Source organism: Sphingomonas sp. GW822-FHT03G08, assembly GCF_058801135.1.
In genome coordinates, this window is the sequence record NZ_JBXAMZ010000001.1 from 1,326,853 (window position 1) to 1,342,180 (window position 15,328).

The 15,328-nt window shown below is 67.3% G+C and carries 18 protein-coding genes; 10 read left to right on the forward strand and 8 right to left on the reverse strand.

Annotated features, from left to right (window positions below; all coding sequences use genetic code 11):
• Positions 1 to 5 precede the first annotated feature (5 nt).
• On the forward strand, positions 6 to 1,157 hold the full coding sequence (locus AC1RJ5_RS05950) for a glycosyltransferase family 4 protein (RefSeq protein WP_269574696.1): 1,152 nt from the start codon (positions 6 to 8) through the stop codon (positions 1,155 to 1,157).
• Positions 1,158 to 1,200: 43 nt separating this feature from the next.
• Here the strand turns inward: AC1RJ5_RS05950 and AC1RJ5_RS05955 are convergent, their stop codons facing one another.
• From AC1RJ5_RS05955 to ubiM, 3 genes are all read right to left on the reverse strand, one after another.
• Positions 1,201 to 1,524: a DUF2218 domain-containing protein gene (locus AC1RJ5_RS05955; RefSeq protein WP_493112240.1), complete on the reverse strand. Its 324-nt coding sequence runs from the start codon at positions 1,522 to 1,524 to the stop codon at positions 1,201 to 1,203.
• 69 nt (positions 1,525 to 1,593) lie between these two features.
• The gene (locus AC1RJ5_RS05960; RefSeq protein ID WP_493112242.1) at positions 1,594 to 2,184 is read right to left on the reverse strand and encodes a PadR family transcriptional regulator; all 591 of its coding nucleotides are present in this window, start codon (positions 2,182 to 2,184) and stop codon (positions 1,594 to 1,596) included.
• 257 nt (positions 2,185 to 2,441) lie between these two features.
• The gene (gene ubiM, locus AC1RJ5_RS05965) at positions 2,442 to 3,602 is read right to left on the reverse strand and encodes a 5-demethoxyubiquinol-8 5-hydroxylase UbiM (protein ID WP_493112244.1); all 1,161 of its coding nucleotides are present in this window, start codon (positions 3,600 to 3,602) and stop codon (positions 2,442 to 2,444) included.
• A gap of 105 nt (positions 3,603 to 3,707) precedes the next feature.
• Between ubiM and AC1RJ5_RS05970 the strand changes: the two genes are divergently transcribed.
• The 4 genes from AC1RJ5_RS05970 to AC1RJ5_RS05985 all read left to right on the forward strand — a co-directional run bounded on the left by AC1RJ5_RS05970 (position 3,708) and on the right by AC1RJ5_RS05985 (position 6,769).
• Entirely contained in the window at positions 3,708 to 5,030 is a 1,323-nt protein-coding gene (locus AC1RJ5_RS05970) for a replication-associated recombination protein A (RefSeq protein WP_493112246.1), read from the forward strand.
• 156 nt (positions 5,031 to 5,186) lie between these two features.
• A complete protein-coding gene (locus AC1RJ5_RS05975; protein ID WP_269574692.1) occupies positions 5,187 to 5,420 on the forward strand; it encodes a DUF7336 domain-containing protein in 234 nt (77 codons plus the stop codon).
• Entirely contained in the window at positions 5,417 to 5,764 is a 348-nt protein-coding gene (locus AC1RJ5_RS05980) for a hypothetical protein (protein WP_269574691.1), read from the forward strand. Before AC1RJ5_RS05975 ends, AC1RJ5_RS05980 begins: the two co-directional genes overlap by 4 nt.
• A 141-nt stretch (positions 5,765 to 5,905) precedes the next feature.
• Positions 5,906 to 6,769, forward strand: coding sequence for a hypothetical protein (locus tag AC1RJ5_RS05985; RefSeq protein ID WP_269574690.1), 864 nt, complete (start codon positions 5,906 to 5,908; stop codon positions 6,767 to 6,769).
• A 116-nt stretch (positions 6,770 to 6,885) separates the two neighbouring features.
• Here AC1RJ5_RS05985 and AC1RJ5_RS05990 read toward each other — a convergent pair whose 3' ends face one another.
• Complete coding sequence (locus AC1RJ5_RS05990) at positions 6,886 to 7,542, reverse strand: DsbA family oxidoreductase (protein WP_493112249.1); 657 nt, start codon at positions 7,540 to 7,542, stop codon at positions 6,886 to 6,888.
• A gap of 198 nt (positions 7,543 to 7,740) precedes the next feature.
• Between AC1RJ5_RS05990 and AC1RJ5_RS05995 the strand changes: the two genes are divergently transcribed.
• Together AC1RJ5_RS05995 and AC1RJ5_RS06000 are read left to right on the forward strand one after the other, a co-directional pair.
• Complete coding sequence (locus tag AC1RJ5_RS05995; protein WP_493112251.1) at positions 7,741 to 8,784, forward strand: alpha/beta fold hydrolase; 1,044 nt, start codon at positions 7,741 to 7,743, stop codon at positions 8,782 to 8,784.
• Between the two features lie 4 nt (positions 8,785 to 8,788).
• Positions 8,789 to 9,322, forward strand: a complete 534-nt coding sequence (locus AC1RJ5_RS06000; RefSeq protein ID WP_342251588.1) for a cytochrome P460 family protein — start codon at positions 8,789 to 8,791, stop codon at positions 9,320 to 9,322.
• Between the two features lie 76 nt (positions 9,323 to 9,398).
• Here the strand turns inward: AC1RJ5_RS06000 and AC1RJ5_RS06005 are convergent, their stop codons facing one another.
• The gene (locus tag AC1RJ5_RS06005; RefSeq protein WP_493112253.1) at positions 9,399 to 9,755 is read right to left on the reverse strand and encodes a hypothetical protein; all 357 of its coding nucleotides are present in this window, start codon (positions 9,753 to 9,755) and stop codon (positions 9,399 to 9,401) included.
• A 362-nt stretch (positions 9,756 to 10,117) separates the two neighbouring features.
• Here AC1RJ5_RS06005 and AC1RJ5_RS06010 point away from each other — a divergent pair, with 362 nt between their 5' ends.
• Positions 10,118 to 10,465: a hypothetical protein gene (locus tag AC1RJ5_RS06010; RefSeq protein ID WP_269574686.1), complete on the forward strand. Its 348-nt coding sequence runs from the start codon at positions 10,118 to 10,120 to the stop codon at positions 10,463 to 10,465.
• 95 nt (positions 10,466 to 10,560) lie between these two features.
• On the opposite strand, the gene AC1RJ5_RS06015 is transcribed toward AC1RJ5_RS06010, so the two are convergent.
• Genes AC1RJ5_RS06015 through AC1RJ5_RS06025 form a run of 3 tightly spaced genes read right to left on the reverse strand, consistent with a single transcriptional unit; the run spans position 10,561 to position 13,065 of the window.
• Positions 10,561 to 11,340: an alpha/beta fold hydrolase gene (locus AC1RJ5_RS06015; RefSeq protein ID WP_493112255.1), complete on the reverse strand. Its 780-nt coding sequence runs from the start codon at positions 11,338 to 11,340 to the stop codon at positions 10,561 to 10,563.
• Between the two features lie 13 nt (positions 11,341 to 11,353).
• Positions 11,354 to 11,767, reverse strand: a complete 414-nt coding sequence (locus AC1RJ5_RS06020) for an organic hydroperoxide resistance protein (protein WP_269574684.1) — start codon at positions 11,765 to 11,767, stop codon at positions 11,354 to 11,356.
• Between the two features lie 26 nt (positions 11,768 to 11,793).
• Positions 11,794 to 13,065 carry an epoxide hydrolase family protein gene (locus AC1RJ5_RS06025; protein WP_493112257.1) on the reverse strand — a complete coding sequence of 424 codons (1,272 nt, stop codon included), beginning with the start codon at positions 13,063 to 13,065 and terminating at the stop codon, positions 11,794 to 11,796.
• A 185-nt stretch (positions 13,066 to 13,250) separates the two neighbouring features.
• Between AC1RJ5_RS06025 and AC1RJ5_RS06030 the strand changes: the two genes are divergently transcribed.
• On the forward strand, positions 13,251 to 14,360 hold the full coding sequence (locus AC1RJ5_RS06030; protein WP_342251584.1) for a redoxin domain-containing protein: 1,110 nt from the start codon (positions 13,251 to 13,253) through the stop codon (positions 14,358 to 14,360).
• A gap of 13 nt (positions 14,361 to 14,373) precedes the next feature.
• Positions 14,374 to 15,207 (forward strand): oxidoreductase, encoded by an 834-nt coding sequence (locus AC1RJ5_RS06035; RefSeq protein ID WP_269574681.1) that lies wholly within the window; start codon positions 14,374 to 14,376, stop codon positions 15,205 to 15,207.
• The last annotated feature ends 121 nt before the right edge of the window (positions 15,208 to 15,328 follow it).

Consider the following 15,328-nt stretch of genomic DNA (forward strand, 5'->3'; position numbering starts at 1 on the left):
CCGCCATGAAGCCCACCGAGCTCCGCGTCGCATTGTTCAGCGGCAACTATAATTATGTCCGCGACGGCGCGAACCAGGCGTTGAACCTGCTCGTCGGCTATCTGCTCGACAAGGGTGTCAAGGTCCGCGTCTATTCGCCGACCACCGAGACCCCTGCGTTCCCGCCCACCGGCGACCTGGTCAGCGTGCCTTCGCTCCCCGTTCCGGGCGGTCGCGACGAATACAGGTTCGCCAAGGGCATCAAGGAAGTGCTGCCCGATCTGGAGGCCTTCGCGCCCAATATCGTCCACATCTCGGCGCCCGAGATCCTGTGCCACCGCGCAGTGACCTGGGCGCGCGAGAACAACGTCGCCGCCGTCGCCTCGGTCCATACCCGCTTCGAGACCTATCCGGGCTATTACAGGATCGGCTTCGTCACCCCGCTGCTGGTCCGGATGCTGACGCGGCTCTACAACCGGGTCGACATGCTGCTCCCGCCCGGGCGCGGCATGGTCGAGCTGCTGCAAAGTTGGGGCGTCACCAAGCCGATGCGCATCTGGTCACGCGGCGTGAACCATGACCGGTTCAATCCCGGCCGCCGCAGCCTGGAATGGCGCCGCGGCCTCGGCATCCAGGACGACGAAGTCGCCGTCGCGTTCCTCGGCCGGCTGGTGCTCGAAAAGGGCCTCGACATCTTCGCGGAGGTGGTCGCCGAACTGCAGCGCCGCGGCGTGAAGCACCGGGTGCTGGTGATCGGCAAGGGCCCGGCGCAGGACTGGTTCGCCGAGCGCGTGCCCGATGCGGTGTTCGCCGGCTTCCAGGCGGGCGACGATCTCGGCCGCGCGGTCGCCTCGATGGACGTGTTCTTCAACCCCTCGCTCACCGAGAGTTTCGGCAACGTCACGCTGGAGGCGATGGCCGCCGGCGTGCCGGTAGTCGCCGCGCACGCGGTGGGCCCCGTGGGCATGGTCGAGGAGAATGTCAGCGGCGTGCTGGTCCAGCCCGGCGCGGGCGCGGTCGGCCGCTATGCCGATGCGATCCAGCATTATTGCGAGGACCACGAAGCGCGCCTGGCCGCCGGCAAGGCCGGCCACGAAATCGCCAGCGCCTATGTCTGGGACGCGATCAACCAGAAGGTTCTGGACGCGTATCTTGAGACGATCGAGCGGCGGGGATAACTCCCCAATCCCTCTCCCGCCTGCGGGAGAGGGAAAGAAGCATTCACTTCCAGCTATACTTCAGCCCATCCTCGCGAAACGCGAAGCGATCGAGGTGCCGCTCCACCGCGCCCTTCAGCCCGTCGAGCTGCTCGGGCGAGCTTGCGTCGATGCGGATGTCGAGCCCGGTCTCGGCGACGTTGAAGGTCACCACCGCGTCGCCCGGATGATCGGCGCCGCGCGCGTCCTTCGGGAAGATCACCGTGCCGTTCTCCGGCGTGAACTCGACCTGGAGATTGTGCTGCCAGTGCTTGCACAGCTGCTGCAGGTAGCGGCTGGCATGCTCGGTCGGGGTCAGCGTCTCGGCCGAGAAGGTGGTGAGGGTCATGTGTCCGTTCTCCATGGGCGGCGGCACGATCCCGAGCCGCCGCCGCAATAGTCCGAGCCGAGGCATGGCTCAGAGCCGTTCGATCTTCCGCGCCGCCTCGTCGAGGATCTCGGCGACGTTGTGCAGCATGTCGGGATCGACGCTTTCGCCCGCAAGGCGCTCCTGCAGCACGGTGCGCAGATTGCCCATCGCCCGGCGGATCGGCCCGCCATCGGCGCGCGCCCGCATGCCGGCCAGCTGGGTGAGCCGCTCGAACAGCGCCTCCACTTCCTCCGCCCGCTCGGCGAGATGTGCTGCGCCCGCATCGGTGATCGCGAACTGCTTCTTGGCGCCTTCGCTCTTGCTCTCTTCGATCAGGCCCATGTCGTCGAGCATGGTCAGGGTCGGATAGACCACGCCCGGGCTCGGGGCATAGGCGCCGCCGGTGCGCTCCTCGATCTCCCGGATCAGGTCATAGCCGTGGCGCGGCTGCTCCTCGATCAGCTTGAGCAGGATGAGGCGAAGCTCGGTGCCGTCGAACATGCGGCGGCGTCCGCCGCGCTCGCCATGCCCGAACCCGCCGCGCCCGCCAAAGCCGAACGCCATGGCGAAGTCCGCCCCGCCAAAGCCGCCGCGGCGGCCGAAATGCATGCCGCGATGGCCGCAATGATGATGTCGCATAATAACTCCTGTACGACTCTTGATGCGCACAAGATATATCTTTAACTGTTTTTGACAAGGGCGGTGCTTGGAGAATTTCACCCTTTTTCCTCCCCTCCCTGCAAGGGAGGGGTTGGGGGTGGGTTGCGCCCCCGGTCTTCCGGGGGCGCCCGGCGAGACGGCCTGCGGAAACAGAAAAGGCCGGGCATCGAGCCCGACCTTTTCTAACTCACCCCTAACCCCTCCCTTGCAGGGAGGGGAATTTCTAAAGCCCTGCCCTACCGCGCCATCAGCATGTTCCGAACCCCCGTCCGGAAGATCGGCAGCCGTGCCCCCAGCCGCAGCCCGGTATGCCGCATCACCCGGGCGAGCGGGCGCTCATCGGTATAGAGCGTCACCAGCAAATTGGTGCCGAGCCACAGCGGCCGCGCCGCCGCGCGGTGCCCCTCCTCGTACGACCGGATCACCTGCTCCCCCGCAATGTCCCGCCCGTGGCGCAGCGCCTCGCGGATCTCCGCCGCCAGCAGATCCTGCCCGCTCAGCCCCAGGTTGAAGCCATGCGCGGTCACCGGGTGCATCCCCACCGCCGCATCGCCGATCAGTGCCGCCCGCCGCGCCCCGAAATGCTTCGCCCAGGTGGTGACCAGCGGATAGACATGGCGCGTCCCCGCCATCTCCATCGGCCCCAATATCCCCGACGATCGCTTGGTCAGCTCCTTGGCCAGCGCCGCATCGGGCAAGGTCGCCAGCCGCGCGATCGCCCGCTCGGGCAGGGTCAGCACCACCGAGGTCATGCCGTTGTTGAGCGGCAGCAACGCGATCGTCTGGCCATGGCCGAACCATTCGGTCGCGACCTGTTCATGCCATTTCGTATGCGAAACGCGGCACACCAGCATCGATCGGCCCAGCCGGTTGATCTCCGCCGCGATCCCCAGCTGCTCGCGCACCGGCGACATCCGCGAGTCCGCCGCGACGAGCAACTTTCCGCGTATGGAGAGTCCGGTCGACAGGGTGACCTCGGCACAGTCCCGCGTCGTCCGCGCGCTGCCCAGGCCGATCCCGCAGGCGAGCCGCAGCCCCGGCTGATCCTGCACCGTCTCGAACAGCGCCTGGCGGATCAGATGATTGGAGACCAGCCAGCCGAGCGGCTGGCCGTCATGCCCGGGATCGAAGTCGAGCGCGAAGGCCGATCGCCCGTTGCGCACCCGCGCGGCCTGGAGCGGCGCCGCCTCGGGGATCCGCTCCCACACCCCCATCCGCTCAAGGATCGCCCGCGATCCGTGCGTCAGCGCGATCTCGCGCCCGTCATAGCCCGGCTCGGCCAGCGCGGCGCGCGGCTGGCGCTCGACCAGCAGCACCTCCAGCCCGGTGTCCCGCAGCGACCGGGCAAAGGCCAGCCCGGCCGGGCCACCGCCCACGATAATGACGTCGCAATCCATGGCGCTACTCCTTCGCCATGCTCATGCACCTGCGCGCGCCCGTGCCAATTGCGTTTGATCAAAGCCAAGGATGCACAATTCGTCGTCTGCGCTTATCTAGCGTGCATGGCAGACCTTTTCGCCGCCCAGGAACCGAGCTTCGCCCCCGAGACCACGCCGCCCGATGGCCCGCTGGCCGATCGCCTGCGCCCGCAGGATCTCGCCGACGTCGTGGGACAGGAGCACCTGACCGGCCCCGAAGGGGCGATCGGCCGCATGGTCGCGGCGGGCAAGCTCAGCTCGATCATCCTCTGGGGCCCGCCCGGCACCGGCAAGACCACGATCGCCCGCCTCCTCGCCAATGCCGTCGGCCTGCGCTTCGTCGCGATCAGCGCGGTGTTCTCGGGCGTCGCCGACCTCAAGAAGGTGTTCGCCGAGGCAAAGGAATATGCGCGGCTCGGCCGCAGGACGCTGCTGTTCGTGGACGAGATCCACCGCTTCAACCGCTCGCAGCAGGACGGCTTCCTGCCCTATGTCGAGGACGGCACCGTCACCCTGGTCGGCGCCACCACCGAGAATCCCAGCTTCGAGCTCAACGCCGCCGTGCTCAGCCGCGCCCAGGTGCTGATCCTGCGCCGGCTCGATCATGAAGCGCTCACCCGCCTGCTCGACCGCGCCGAGGCGGCGGAGGAACGCCCCCTCCCCCTCACGCCCGAGGCGCGCGACGCGCTGGTGGCGAGCGCCGACGGTGATGGCCGCTTCCTGCTCAACCAGGCCGAGACCCTGTTCTCGGTCCAGTTCGAGAAGCCGCTCGATCCCGCGGCACTCGGCGATTTCCTCCAGCGCCGCGTCGCGGTCTACGACAAGGATCGCGAGGGTCATTACAACCTGATCTCCGCGCTCCACAAATCGGTGCGCGGCAGCGATCCCCAGGCCGCGCTCTATTATCTCGCGCGCATGCTCACCGCCGGCGAGGAACCGCTCTACGTGCTGCGCCGGCTGGTCCGCATGGCCGTGGAGGACATCGGCCTCGCCGACCCCAATGCGCTGGTCCAGTGTCTCGCGGCCAAGGACACCTATGAATTCCTCGGCAGCCCCGAAGGCGAGCTGGCGATCGCTCAGGCCTGCCTCTATGTCGCCACCGCGCCCAAATCGAACGCGGCGTACATGGCGCAGAAGGCGGCGTGGCGGAGCGCCAAGGAAACCGGCTCGCTGATGCCGCCGCAGAACATCCTCAACGCCCCCACCAAGCTGATGAAGCAGATCGGCTATGGCGCGGGCTACACCTATGACCATGATGCCGAGGGCGGCTTCTCGGGCGACAATTACTGGCCCGAGGAAATGGCCCCCCAGACCTTCTACACCCCCACCGACCGCGGCCACGAAAAGCGCATCGCCGAGCGGCTGGCCTGGTGGAACGAGATGCGCGAGCGGAAGCGGGATGGGTAACCTCCCGCCAAACACACCCAACTTCGTCATCCCCGCGCCCTCCTTCGTCATCCCCGCGCAGGCGGGGATCCAGGGTGGCAGAGCGATGACCTTCGTGACTCTGGATCCCCGCCTGCGCGGGGATGACGGAATGGAAAAGCAAGGGTGTAGCGACGAATGAACGAGGTGTTCCTGCTCTGGCACTCCTATCAGCTCAATGAGGGTGAGGAGGAATCCAAGCTGATCGGCATCTATGCCAGCCACGCGGACGCCGAGGCCGCACGCGCGCGCAGCGTTGCGCTGCCCGGCTTTCGCGACCACCCGGACGATTTCCTCATCGAAAGCTACACGCTGGGCCAGGACAAATGGACGGAAGGCTTCGTCACCTGGCGAAACGGAGGGTTCGAATGAACAACTGGGACGAAGCCACCGCCTATGCCCGCACTCTCCCCGATGTGGTGATGGAAAGCTGGTGGGGCACGCTTTGTCCCAAGATCAACGGCAAGGGCCTGATGTCCCCGGGCCGTGAAAAGGGCAGCTTCGGCCTGGTCTGCACCATGCCCGAGAAGGAGATCCTTCTCGAAACCGATCCGGACAGTTTCTGGCAGACCGCGCACTATGCCAACTATCCGATGATCCTGGTCCGCTTCGGCACCGAGAGCCGCGAGCGGATCGAGCTCTACATCCAGCGCGCCTGGTGGGACCGCGCGAAGAAGCCCCAGCGCATCGCCGCCGGCATGCCGGAGCGGCCGTGAGCCCCGATCCCCGGAGACGCGCCCCATTTCGTCATGCTGAACTTGTTTCAGCATCCAAGGAGCCGAGAGGGATATCCTTTGGGGAGCGTTGGATGCTGAAACAAGTTCAGCATGACGGGTGGTGCTAGGCCCGCGAATCCAATGCCCTCCTTCACAACCTTCATCGCAATCGACTGGTCCGGCCAGGCGGTCGAGCGCCCCAAGGGCCTTGCCGTCGCCTGCGCACAGGCCGGCACCGCCGCTCCGGAGCTGGTCGATCGCAACTGGTCCCGCCAGGACATCGCCGACTGGCTCGCCGACCTCGCGGACAGCGGCACCCGCGCGCTGGTCGGCCTCGACCTGTCCCCCGCCTTCCCGCTGGTCGATGAAGGCGCGTACTTCCCCGGCTGGGACCGCTCCCCGGCAGACGGTCCGGCGCTCTGGCAACTCGTCGAGCAACTCTCGAGCGAAGACCCGCATCTCGCCGCCACCAGCTTTGTCGGCCACACCGACGCCCGCCGCCATTTCCGCCAGCTGCGCGATTGCGGCGACCTGTTCCCGCCCGGCCGCGGCCGCTTCCGGGTCTGCGAGCATGGCCAGGCGGCAATGCAGCTGTCGCCGTACAGCTGCTTCAACCTGGTCGGTGCCAGCCAGGTCGGCAAGTCGAGCCTCACCGGCATGCGCGTGCTGCACCGCCTCCGCGGCAAGGTGCCGATCTGGCCCTTCGATCCGCTGCCGGAAACAGGCCCGGTCCTGGTCGAGATCTACACCGCGCTCGCCGCCCGCACCGCCGGCATGCGCAAGGGCATCTCCAAGATCCGCGACGGCGAAACGCTCGACACGATGCTGGCCGCGCTGGGCTCCGGCCCCCATGCGCAGCTGCCCCGCTATGACGACCACGCCACCGACGCGATCCTCACTGCCGCCTGGCTGCGCGCCGTGGCCGACGATCCCGGCCTATGGGCACCCGAAGGCCTGACGCCCGAACTGGCCAGAACCGAAGGCTGGACCTTCGGGGTGCGCTGACCGCACGCTAGCTTCAATCGTCACCCCGGCCTCGAGCCGGGGTCCCGCTGCCTCGCCCCACCGAAGAAGAAGCGGGACCCCGGCTCGAGGCCGGGATGACGTTGTAAATCAGCCGCTTACCCCAGCTGCCCGGCGATATCGCGTAGCGCCTGCTCGAACGCCTCTGGCGGCTGGCCGCCGGAGATCAGCCATTTGTCCTCGATCACGATCGCCGGCACCGAGTTGATCCCCCGGCTCTGCCAGAGCTGCTCGGCCGCGCGCACTTCCTGCGCATACCGCCCCGACGCCAGCACCTCGCGCGCCGCTGCGCCGTCCAGCCCGGCCTTCTCCGCGGCCGCGACCAGCACCTCGGGGTCCGAAGGGTTCTGCTGGTCGGTGAAATAGGCAGTGAACAGGGCATGCTTGAGCGCCGTCTGCTTGTCCGCCCCTTCGGTCTCGGCCCAATGCAGCAGCCGGTGCGCGTCGAACGTGTTGTAGATCCGGCTGTCGGCACCCATCCGCATCTCGAAGCCGAGCGCGCCGGCGCGGTCGCGGATCATCTGGCGGTTGGCGGCGGACTGCTCGGGGGTCGAGCCGTACTTCCGAGCGATGTGTTCGCCGATATTCTCACCCTCCGGCACCATCTGGGGGTTCAGCTCGAACGGCTGGAAATGCAGCGTCACATCAACCACATCCCGGGTGCGCTCGATCGCCTCCTCAAGCCCGCGTAGCCCGATGATGCACCAGGGGCAGACAACATCGGAGACAAAATCGATCTTGAGGGGAATGGACATGGATGTTCCTTCTGACATTCCCCTCCCAGATGGGTTGGGAGCGGCCCGATGCAAAGTGCCCTTGCGTGCAACCTTTGCCCACTTCCCCGTCTAATACGTTCGGCCAGCCCTCACACGACCTCATAGCGACTAACGGGCGGCGCCCTGCGGGTGCACCTATCTCGGCCAGGTTCGTCACCCGCCAGAAAGGACCGAGTCATGTCGAAGCCCCTGTCCCTGCAATCCGATCGCCGCAGCTTCGTCCACGGCGCCGCCACCCTCGCCGCCCTGATCAGCGGCAGCACCGTCGCCAGCGTCGCCACCGCCACGCCCAGGGCCGGCGCCTCGCCTGCCGCCACGCCCTTCGGCCCGGTCAAGCAGATCGACGCCGGCCCGCTCAGCATCGGCTATGTCGAGATGGGTCCGGCGGACGGCCCGGCCGTGCTGCTCTTCCATGGCTGGCCCTATGATATCAATGCCTTCGCCGAAGTCGCACCCCTGCTCGCCGCCCGCGGCCACCGGGTGATCGTGCCCTATCTGCGCGGCTATGGCTCGACGGTCTTCCTCTCGGCCGACACGCCGCGCAATGCCCAGCAGGCCGCGCTCGCCACCGACGGCCTCGCGCTGATGGACGCGCTCGGCATCCAGCAGGCGATCGTCGCCGGCTTCGACTGGGGCGCCCGCACCGCCGACATCATGGCGCTGCTCTGGCCCGAGCGCTGCAAGGGCCTGGTCTCGGTCAGCGGCTATCTGATCGGCAGCCAGGCCGCCAACGCCGCCCCGCTTCCGCCCGCGGCCGAGCTGCAATGGTGGTACCAATTCTACTTCGCCACCGAGCGGGGCAAGCTCGGCTATGCGAAGAACACGAATGATTTCAACAAGCTGATATGGCAGCTCGCCTCGCCCAAATGGAAGTTCGACGACGCCACCTTCGCCCGCACCGCGGCCTCGTTCGTCAACCCGGACCATGTCGCGCTGGTGATCCACAATTATCGCTGGCGGCTCGGCCTGGCCGAGGGCGAGGCCAAGTATGACGCGATCGAGGCCAGGCTGGCGACAACGCCGGTAATCACCGTGCCGACGATCACGATGGAGGGCGACGCCAATGGCGCCCCTCATCCGGCGCCCGAGCAGTATCGCGCCAAGTTCACCGGCCCGTACGAGTTCCGGCTGGTCAGCGGCGGCATCGGCCACAACCTGCCCCAGGAAGCGCCGGCCGCCTTCGCCAAGGCCGTACTCGACGTCGCCAGGATGGCGGGCTGAGCCGGTGCGGCGTCTCTCCACGCTCGCACTCGCGGCCGCGACCCTGGTCTTCGGGGTCTCGGCCGTGGCCGCCGCCAATCGCCCGAAACAGGATGCGGCACCGGTCTATGGCGTGACCCTGCCCGAGGGTTATCGCGACTGGAAACTGATCAGCGTCGCGCATGAAGCCGGCAAGAACAACGACATACGCGCGATCCTGGGCAATGACATCGCGGTGAAGGCTTACCGCGAGAACATCCGCCCCTTCCCGGACGGCACGGTGATCGTGCGGCTCGCCTGGCAATACCAGTCCTCACCGCGCAATGACTCTGTGTTCCCCGCCCCCCAGTCCTTCGTGGCGGGGCCGCCGACCAATGTGCAGGTCAGCGTCAAGGATTCGAAACGCTACGCCGCCAGCAATGGCTGGGGCTATGGCCAGTTCGAGAATGGCGTGGCGGACCAGAATGTGACGCTCACCCAGTCCTGCCATGCCTGCCATGTGAAGCTCGACGCGATCGACAAGAAGGCCGACCTGGTCTTCACCAGCTACTCGCAATAACGCCGCGCGCCGGCGCCGGGGTCTGCGGATCCGGGCGCCGGATGCTGCCGGATGCTGCCGGATGCTATGCCGGATACTATTGATAGCGCAGCGTCTTCTCGAACCCTTCGTTCGCCTTGGTCATCTTGGCGATCTTGCGCAGGTGGCCGCGCACATGCCGCTCGAACTTGGCATCGTCATAGATGCCGGTCTGCGGATAGTCCTCCTGCGCGATCAGTTCCTTGATCCGCTTGGCAAAGGCCGTCTGATCGTCGGCGCAGTCTCCGGCGCTCAGCGCGCGGCACGCCCATTCCTCGGCGGCCGCCTTGTCGTAATCGTCCTGCGCTTCATAGCCGCGCCGGTCCGCCGCCGCCTGGTCGAGCCGCGACGCCGCCAACCGGCGCTCGAGCCATTTGCGGACCAGCGCGCCGTCCCAGGCCTTCGGTGCAGTCATCGGCATCCCTTTTTCCAGATCGAGCCCGCCATGCCCGAATAGGGACCCGTCCGATACGCAGTTGATGCACAAAAAAATGCGCGCGATGCGCCGGCAGGAACAACGATATCCGCGCCATCCTGGGCATCAGGCAGGCCGACCTGGTGTTCACCAGCTACTCCGAGTGCCCCTCGGATGCCGGCATCCGGATTCACGAATCAGGGCACCGAAACCGATCGCGCCAAATAATTCCCTAAATATAGCACCATATTGAAATGAAATTCGTGTAATTATTTGCAGCGATTTCCGCCAACACTACACTCAACGCGCCGAATCTTCGGCGAATTAATATTGTATCGAATCATTTAAATCGGAGGATTTTCATGATCACGAAGAGCTTTGCGGTCGCACTTGCCTATGTTTCCATGTTCGGAATTCACGCCGCGAAGGCGGACGATGGTTCAAGCCAATCCGCCGCCTGCTATCAGGGCGGGGCAAATTGCGCGGCAAATTATGCGGCGTATGGCTTTTCGACCGGGGTGGAATGCTTCGACGCCTGGTATGCGCCTTTCTGCCCCATTCCGGTCGACGCCGGGATCACCACCCCCTTCGAAGCCTATCAATACTATGCCAATCCCGGAAGTGATCGGTCGGGTGGTGACGGCGTGCACTATTGCAACGGCCGGCTAGGCTGCATGGACAGGCCCGAGGATCCCGACAAGCACGACTGAGCGAAATCAAGAACGCCCACGGCCGGCGACGCTGGATGCCGGCCGTGGGCGTGGGCGCCGGCGCAGGGGGCGCTGGGGATCGCCGGCGCCTCAGCTCACTGCGCGGTCGCGGCCTTCTCGATCAGGCTGGCCACCGCGGCGGCATGCGACACCATCACGACGTGCGAGGCGCCCTTCACCACCACGGTGCCGCGCGAGCCTGCGCGCTCGGCCATGAACTGCATCGCCACCGGCGGGATGTTCTTGTCCTTGTCGCCATAGATGAACCACGAGGGCACATGCTTCCACGCCGGCGCGGTGGTCGCCTCGCCCAGCGCGGTATCGGCGATCGGGCGCTGGCCGGCAGCCATCAGCTTGGCCTCGGCCACCGGCACGTCCGCCGCGAACTGGTCGTGGAAGCGTGCCTGGAGGATGTAGAGGTCGTTGCCGCCGCCCGCGAGCTTCACCGGCGGGGCAAGTGCCGGCGCCAGCGTGCTGCCCGGAAACTTGCCGGTAAGGCCGAGCGCGGTCTCGCCCTCCTCCGGCGCGAAGGCCGAGACATAGACCAGCGCCTTGACGTTGGGCGCGCCCTCGCCCGCTTCGCTGATCACCGAGCCGCCATAGCTGTGCCCGACCAGCACGACGGGTCCGTCGATGCTCTTCACCAGGTCGCGCACCTCATCGGCATCGGTGCGCACGCTGCGCAGCGCGTTGGGCGCGGCGATCACGGTATAGCCGTCGCGCTGGAGGATCGGAATCACCCCGTTCCAGCTCGACGAGTCCGCGAAAGCGCCGTGGACGAGGACGATGGTCGGCTTGGCAGCCTGCGCCTGGGCCACCAGCGGCAGGGCGGAAGCGGCGAGCAGCAGCAGCCCGCCTGCAATGAGCTTCTTCATCTCAGGTCTCCTTTCAGACGAGTGCGACGACGGCGTCGATATTGCCCTTGATCGCCTTGGAGTACGGGCAGGTGCGGTGTGCCGCCTCGATCAGCTGGCGGGCGATCTCCGGCTCGATACCGGGCACGCTGACGTTGAGCCGCGCGGCGAGCGAATAGCCCTCGTCGCCGTGGCGCAGGTCGACCTCGGCATCGATCGCGAGATCGGCGGGCAAGGTGATGCCCTTGCTCTTCGCCGCGATCGCCATCGCGCCTTCGAAACAGGCGGACCAGCCGGCGGCGAACAGCTGCTCGGGGTTGGTCCCGGCGCCGGCGCTGCCGGGCACGGCGAGCTGGACGTCGAGCCGCCCGTCGCTGCTGCGCGCGGCGCCTTCGCGGCCGCCGGTGACATGGACCTTGGCGGTGTAGAGGGTCTTGGTATCGGACATCGATATTCTCCTGTGGATCGGATGGCTCAACGCAGCGGACGGAAGGCGGCGCGCACTTCCTCGGCGAAGATTTGCGGCTGTTCCCAGGCCGCGAAATGGCCGCCATTGCTGGCTTCGTGGAAGTAGGTGAGGTTGGTATAGCAGCGCTCCGCCCAGCTCTTCGGCGCGCGGAAGATCTCGCCGGGGAACACGCTCACCGCCACCGGCAGGTCGATGATGCCGCGCGCGTTGAAGTTGTTGCTGTGATCCTCCCAATAGATCCGCGCGGCCGAGGCGCCGGTGCCGGTCAGCCAGTAGAGCGACAGGTCGTCGAGGATCGCATCGCGGCCGAGCACCTTCTGCGGATCGCCGGCCGGATAGGCCCATTGGTCGATCTTCTCGTACATCCAGGCCGCCATGCCGACCGGCGAGTCCACCAACGAATAGCCGATCGTCTGCGGCCGCGTGTTCATCATCGCCGCATAGGCCGAATTGTCGCGGTAAAAGGCCACGAGCTGGTCGAAGGCGAAGCGTTCCTTCTGCGACAGGCTCGCCGGGGCGGGATCGCCGGCGGCAAGGATATGCGCGATCTCGGCGGGGACGACCGCCGGCATGTTGAGATGGATGCCGATCAGCCCCGGCACATGCTGGAGCGCCATGCGCTGCGAGATCACCGATCCGCAATCGCCGCCCTGGCTGACGAAGCGCTGATAGCCGAGCCGCCGCATCAGCACGCTCCACGCCCGGCCGATATGGTCCGAGCCCCAGCCCGGCACCGTCGGCTTGGCGGAGAAGCCGAAGCCGGGGATCGAGGGGATCACGACATGGAAGGCGTCCTCCGCCTTGCCGCCATGCGCGGTGGGGTTCACCAGCGGATCGATCGCGCCAAGGAACTCGAGGATCGAGCCCGGCCAGCCATGCGTCAGGATCATCGGCATCGCGTTCTCGTGCCGCGAGCGGACATGGATGAAGTGGATGTCGAGCCCGTCGATCTCGGTCAGGAACATCGGGAGCGCGTTGAGCCGCGCCTCGACCTTGCGCCAGTCATAGCCGCGCGCCCAGTAGCGCATCAGCGGCTCGAGCGTCTGGCGGCGCACGCCCTGGCTGTCGTCGGCGACCGGCTGGGCATCGGCCCAGCGGGTCTCGGCGATCCGGCGCTGCATCGCGGCGATCTGGGCGGCGGGGATGTTGATCCTGAACGGACGGATGTCGCTGTTGCCGGCCGCCTGGGCCAGCAGCCGCGAGGGCAAGGCGCTCGCGGCGCCTGCCAGCGCGGCACCGGCCACGAACTGGCGGCGCGAAGGTTGATCTGCGGACATGGGCTTTTGCTCCCTTTCTGGTTGAACCCAGATTTAGGGGAATGGCGGCGCGGCGCCCGTTAACTGGAGTGATGCGCTGTTAGGCGCTGCTTGCAGCAACTAACGCGCGGCGGGCGAACCCTAACGGGCATTCCCGCGCCAGGCGCCTAGATCGGTGGTGACCCGCAAGATGAGGCAGGCACCCAATGACCTATAAACGCTCCCTAGGCTTCGCCGTCGCCGCGATCGTCGCGGCCGGCGCCACCACCGCGATCTGCTTCGGCGACGCGCTCGGGCTGGTGCATGCGCCGGCCCAGGGCGCCGAGCTGATCGTCTCCGCGCCCTTCGGCGCAACCTCACAGCCCGTCGGCGTGCTGCAGGGCGCTAAACCTTGGCTCACCCCGGTACCCGGCGGTCCCACGGCGCTGCGCGGCAAGGTCGTGCTGGTCAATTTCTGGACCTATTCCTGCATCAACTCGCTGCGCGCCCTCCCCTATCTGCGTGCCTGGCAGCAGCGCTATGGCGGCAAGGGACTGGAAGTGATCGGCGTCCACGCGCCCGAATTCGGCTTCGAAAAGGACCCCGCCAAGGTGCGCCTCGCCACCGAGCAGCTCCGCGTCGCCTGGCCCAATCTCCAGGACAATGATTATGCGGTGTGGCGCGACTACGCCAACCAGGGCTGGCCCGGCATCTATTTCATCGACGCCAGGGGCAAGATCCGCGGCTACCGGCTGGGCGAAGGCGGCTATGGCGAAGGCGAGCGGCTGATCCGCAAGCTGCTGACCGAAGCCGGGCAGAATGTCGCGGACGTGCCGGTGGCCCCGGTCCCGGCCAGCGGCGTCGAAGCCCAGGCCGACTGGGCTGATCTCGCCTCGCCCGAAGCCTATATCGGCTATGAGAAGGCCCAGAACTTCGCCTCCCCCGGCGGCCTGCGCAACGACCGGCCGTACGGCTATGCCTCCGCCGCGTCGCTGTCACTCAACCAGTGGGACCTGGCCGGAAGCTGGAATGTCGGCGGCGAATATGCCGCGTTGGAGAACGGCCCCGGCACGATCCGCTTCCGCTTCCACGCCCGCGACGCGCATCTGGTGCTCGGCGGCGCGCAGGACGGCCAGCCGGTCCGCTTCCGGGTGACGCTAGACGGCAAGGCGCCAGGCGCGAGCCACGGCGTCGATGTCGATGCGAACGGCTGGGGCGAGGTGAGGGAGGACCGGCTCTATCAGCTGATCCGCCAGTCCGGCACGATCACCGATCGCACCGTCACGATCGAGTTCGCCCGCCCCGGCGCGCGCGCCTATGTCTTCACCTTCGGCTGAGGAGTATCTACCCATGCCACGCACCTGGCTGGTGACCGGCAGCTCGCGGGGCTTCGGCCGCGCGCTGTGCGAAGCCATTCTCGACAGCGGCGACAATCTGCTCGCTACCGCCCGCGACCCCGAACAGCTCGCCGGGCTGGGAGACGGTCGCCCCGGCGGCCTCGCCACCGCCCCGCTCGACGTGACCTGCGAGGAAGACGCCAGCGCGGCTGTGGCCGAGGCGATCGCCCAGTTCGGCGCGCTCGACGTGCTGGTCAACAACGCCGGCTATGGCGATATCGGCTCGGTCGAGGATACCTCGCTCCACAGCTTTCGCCGCCAGATCGCGACCAATCTGTTCGGCACGATCATCATGACCAAGGCGGTGATCCCGCACATGCGCACCCGGCGCAGCGGCCATATCGTGCAATTCTCCTCGGTCGGAGGCCGGCTCGGCGCGCCGGGCCGCGCGGCCTATTCGGCGGCGAAATGGGGCGTCGAGGGCTTCTCCGAAGTGCTCGCCCAGGAAATGAAGCTGGTCGGCGTGCGCGTGACGATCGTCGAGCCGGGCGGCTTCCGCACCGATTTCGCCGGTTCCTCCACCACGCTGGAAGCCGGCCGCGCCGACTATGACGCGGTAGTCGGCAATGCCGCCCGCATGCAGGCGGCCTATAACGGCAAGCAGCCGGGCGACCCGCATCGCGGCGCCCGCGCGATCCTGGAAGTGGTCCGCTCGGATGCACCGCCGCTCCGCCTCCCGCTCGGCAGCGACGCGGTCGACGCGATCGAGCGCGGCGACCGGGCGCGGCTGGAAGAGCTGGAGCGCTGGCGCACGCTCAGCCTCTCCACCGATTTCCCGAAGGATTAGAAGTTCATGGGGCACGCCCTGCGCAAAACCCTCGTCACCCCGGCCTTGTGCCGGGGTCCACGGTGCCGCACGCGCTGAACTGGAACCTTGAGGCCCGCCCTCGCCGCCCGGTGGACCCCGG

Excerpts from the sequence above, each read along its gene's own strand:
- AC1RJ5_RS06015 (WP_493112255.1), bottom strand. The coding sequence starts at position 11,340 with ATGAAGAAGCTCATTGCAGGCGGGCTGCTGCTGCTCGCCGCTTCCGCC.
- AC1RJ5_RS05985 (WP_269574690.1), top strand. The coding sequence starts at position 5,906 with ATGCCCTCCTTCACAACCTTCATCGCAATCGACTGGTCCGGCCAGGCG.
- AC1RJ5_RS06010 (WP_269574686.1), top strand. The coding sequence starts at position 10,118 with ATGATCACGAAGAGCTTTGCGGTCGCACTTGCCTATGTTTCCATGTTC.
- ubiM (WP_493112244.1), bottom strand. The coding sequence starts at position 3,602 with ATGGATTGCGACGTCATTATCGTGGGCGGTGGCCCGGCCGGGCTGGCC.
- AC1RJ5_RS05990 (WP_493112249.1), bottom strand. The coding sequence starts at position 7,542 with ATGTCCATTCCCCTCAAGATCGATTTTGTCTCCGATGTTGTCTGCCCC.
- AC1RJ5_RS05980 (WP_269574691.1), top strand. The coding sequence starts at position 5,417 with ATGAACAACTGGGACGAAGCCACCGCCTATGCCCGCACTCTCCCCGAT.
- AC1RJ5_RS05950 (WP_269574696.1), top strand. The coding sequence starts at position 6 with ATGAAGCCCACCGAGCTCCGCGTCGCATTGTTCAGCGGCAACTATAAT.
- AC1RJ5_RS05970 (WP_493112246.1), top strand. The coding sequence starts at position 3,708 with ATGGCAGACCTTTTCGCCGCCCAGGAACCGAGCTTCGCCCCCGAGACC.
- AC1RJ5_RS05995 (WP_493112251.1), top strand. The coding sequence starts at position 7,741 with ATGTCGAAGCCCCTGTCCCTGCAATCCGATCGCCGCAGCTTCGTCCAC.
- AC1RJ5_RS06035 (WP_269574681.1), top strand. The coding sequence starts at position 14,374 with ATGCCACGCACCTGGCTGGTGACCGGCAGCTCGCGGGGCTTCGGCCGC.
- AC1RJ5_RS06020 (WP_269574684.1), bottom strand. The coding sequence starts at position 11,767 with ATGTCCGATACCAAGACCCTCTACACCGCCAAGGTCCATGTCACCGGC.
- AC1RJ5_RS05975 (WP_269574692.1), top strand. The coding sequence starts at position 5,187 with ATGAACGAGGTGTTCCTGCTCTGGCACTCCTATCAGCTCAATGAGGGT.
- AC1RJ5_RS06030 (WP_342251584.1), top strand. The coding sequence starts at position 13,251 with ATGACCTATAAACGCTCCCTAGGCTTCGCCGTCGCCGCGATCGTCGCG.
- AC1RJ5_RS06005 (WP_493112253.1), bottom strand. The coding sequence starts at position 9,755 with ATGACTGCACCGAAGGCCTGGGACGGCGCGCTGGTCCGCAAATGGCTC.
- AC1RJ5_RS06025 (WP_493112257.1), bottom strand. The coding sequence starts at position 13,065 with ATGTCCGCAGATCAACCTTCGCGCCGCCAGTTCGTGGCCGGTGCCGCG.
- AC1RJ5_RS05960 (WP_493112242.1), bottom strand. The coding sequence starts at position 2,184 with ATGCGACATCATCATTGCGGCCATCGCGGCATGCATTTCGGCCGCCGC.
- AC1RJ5_RS05955 (WP_493112240.1), bottom strand. The coding sequence starts at position 1,524 with ATGACCCTCACCACCTTCTCGGCCGAGACGCTGACCCCGACCGAGCAT.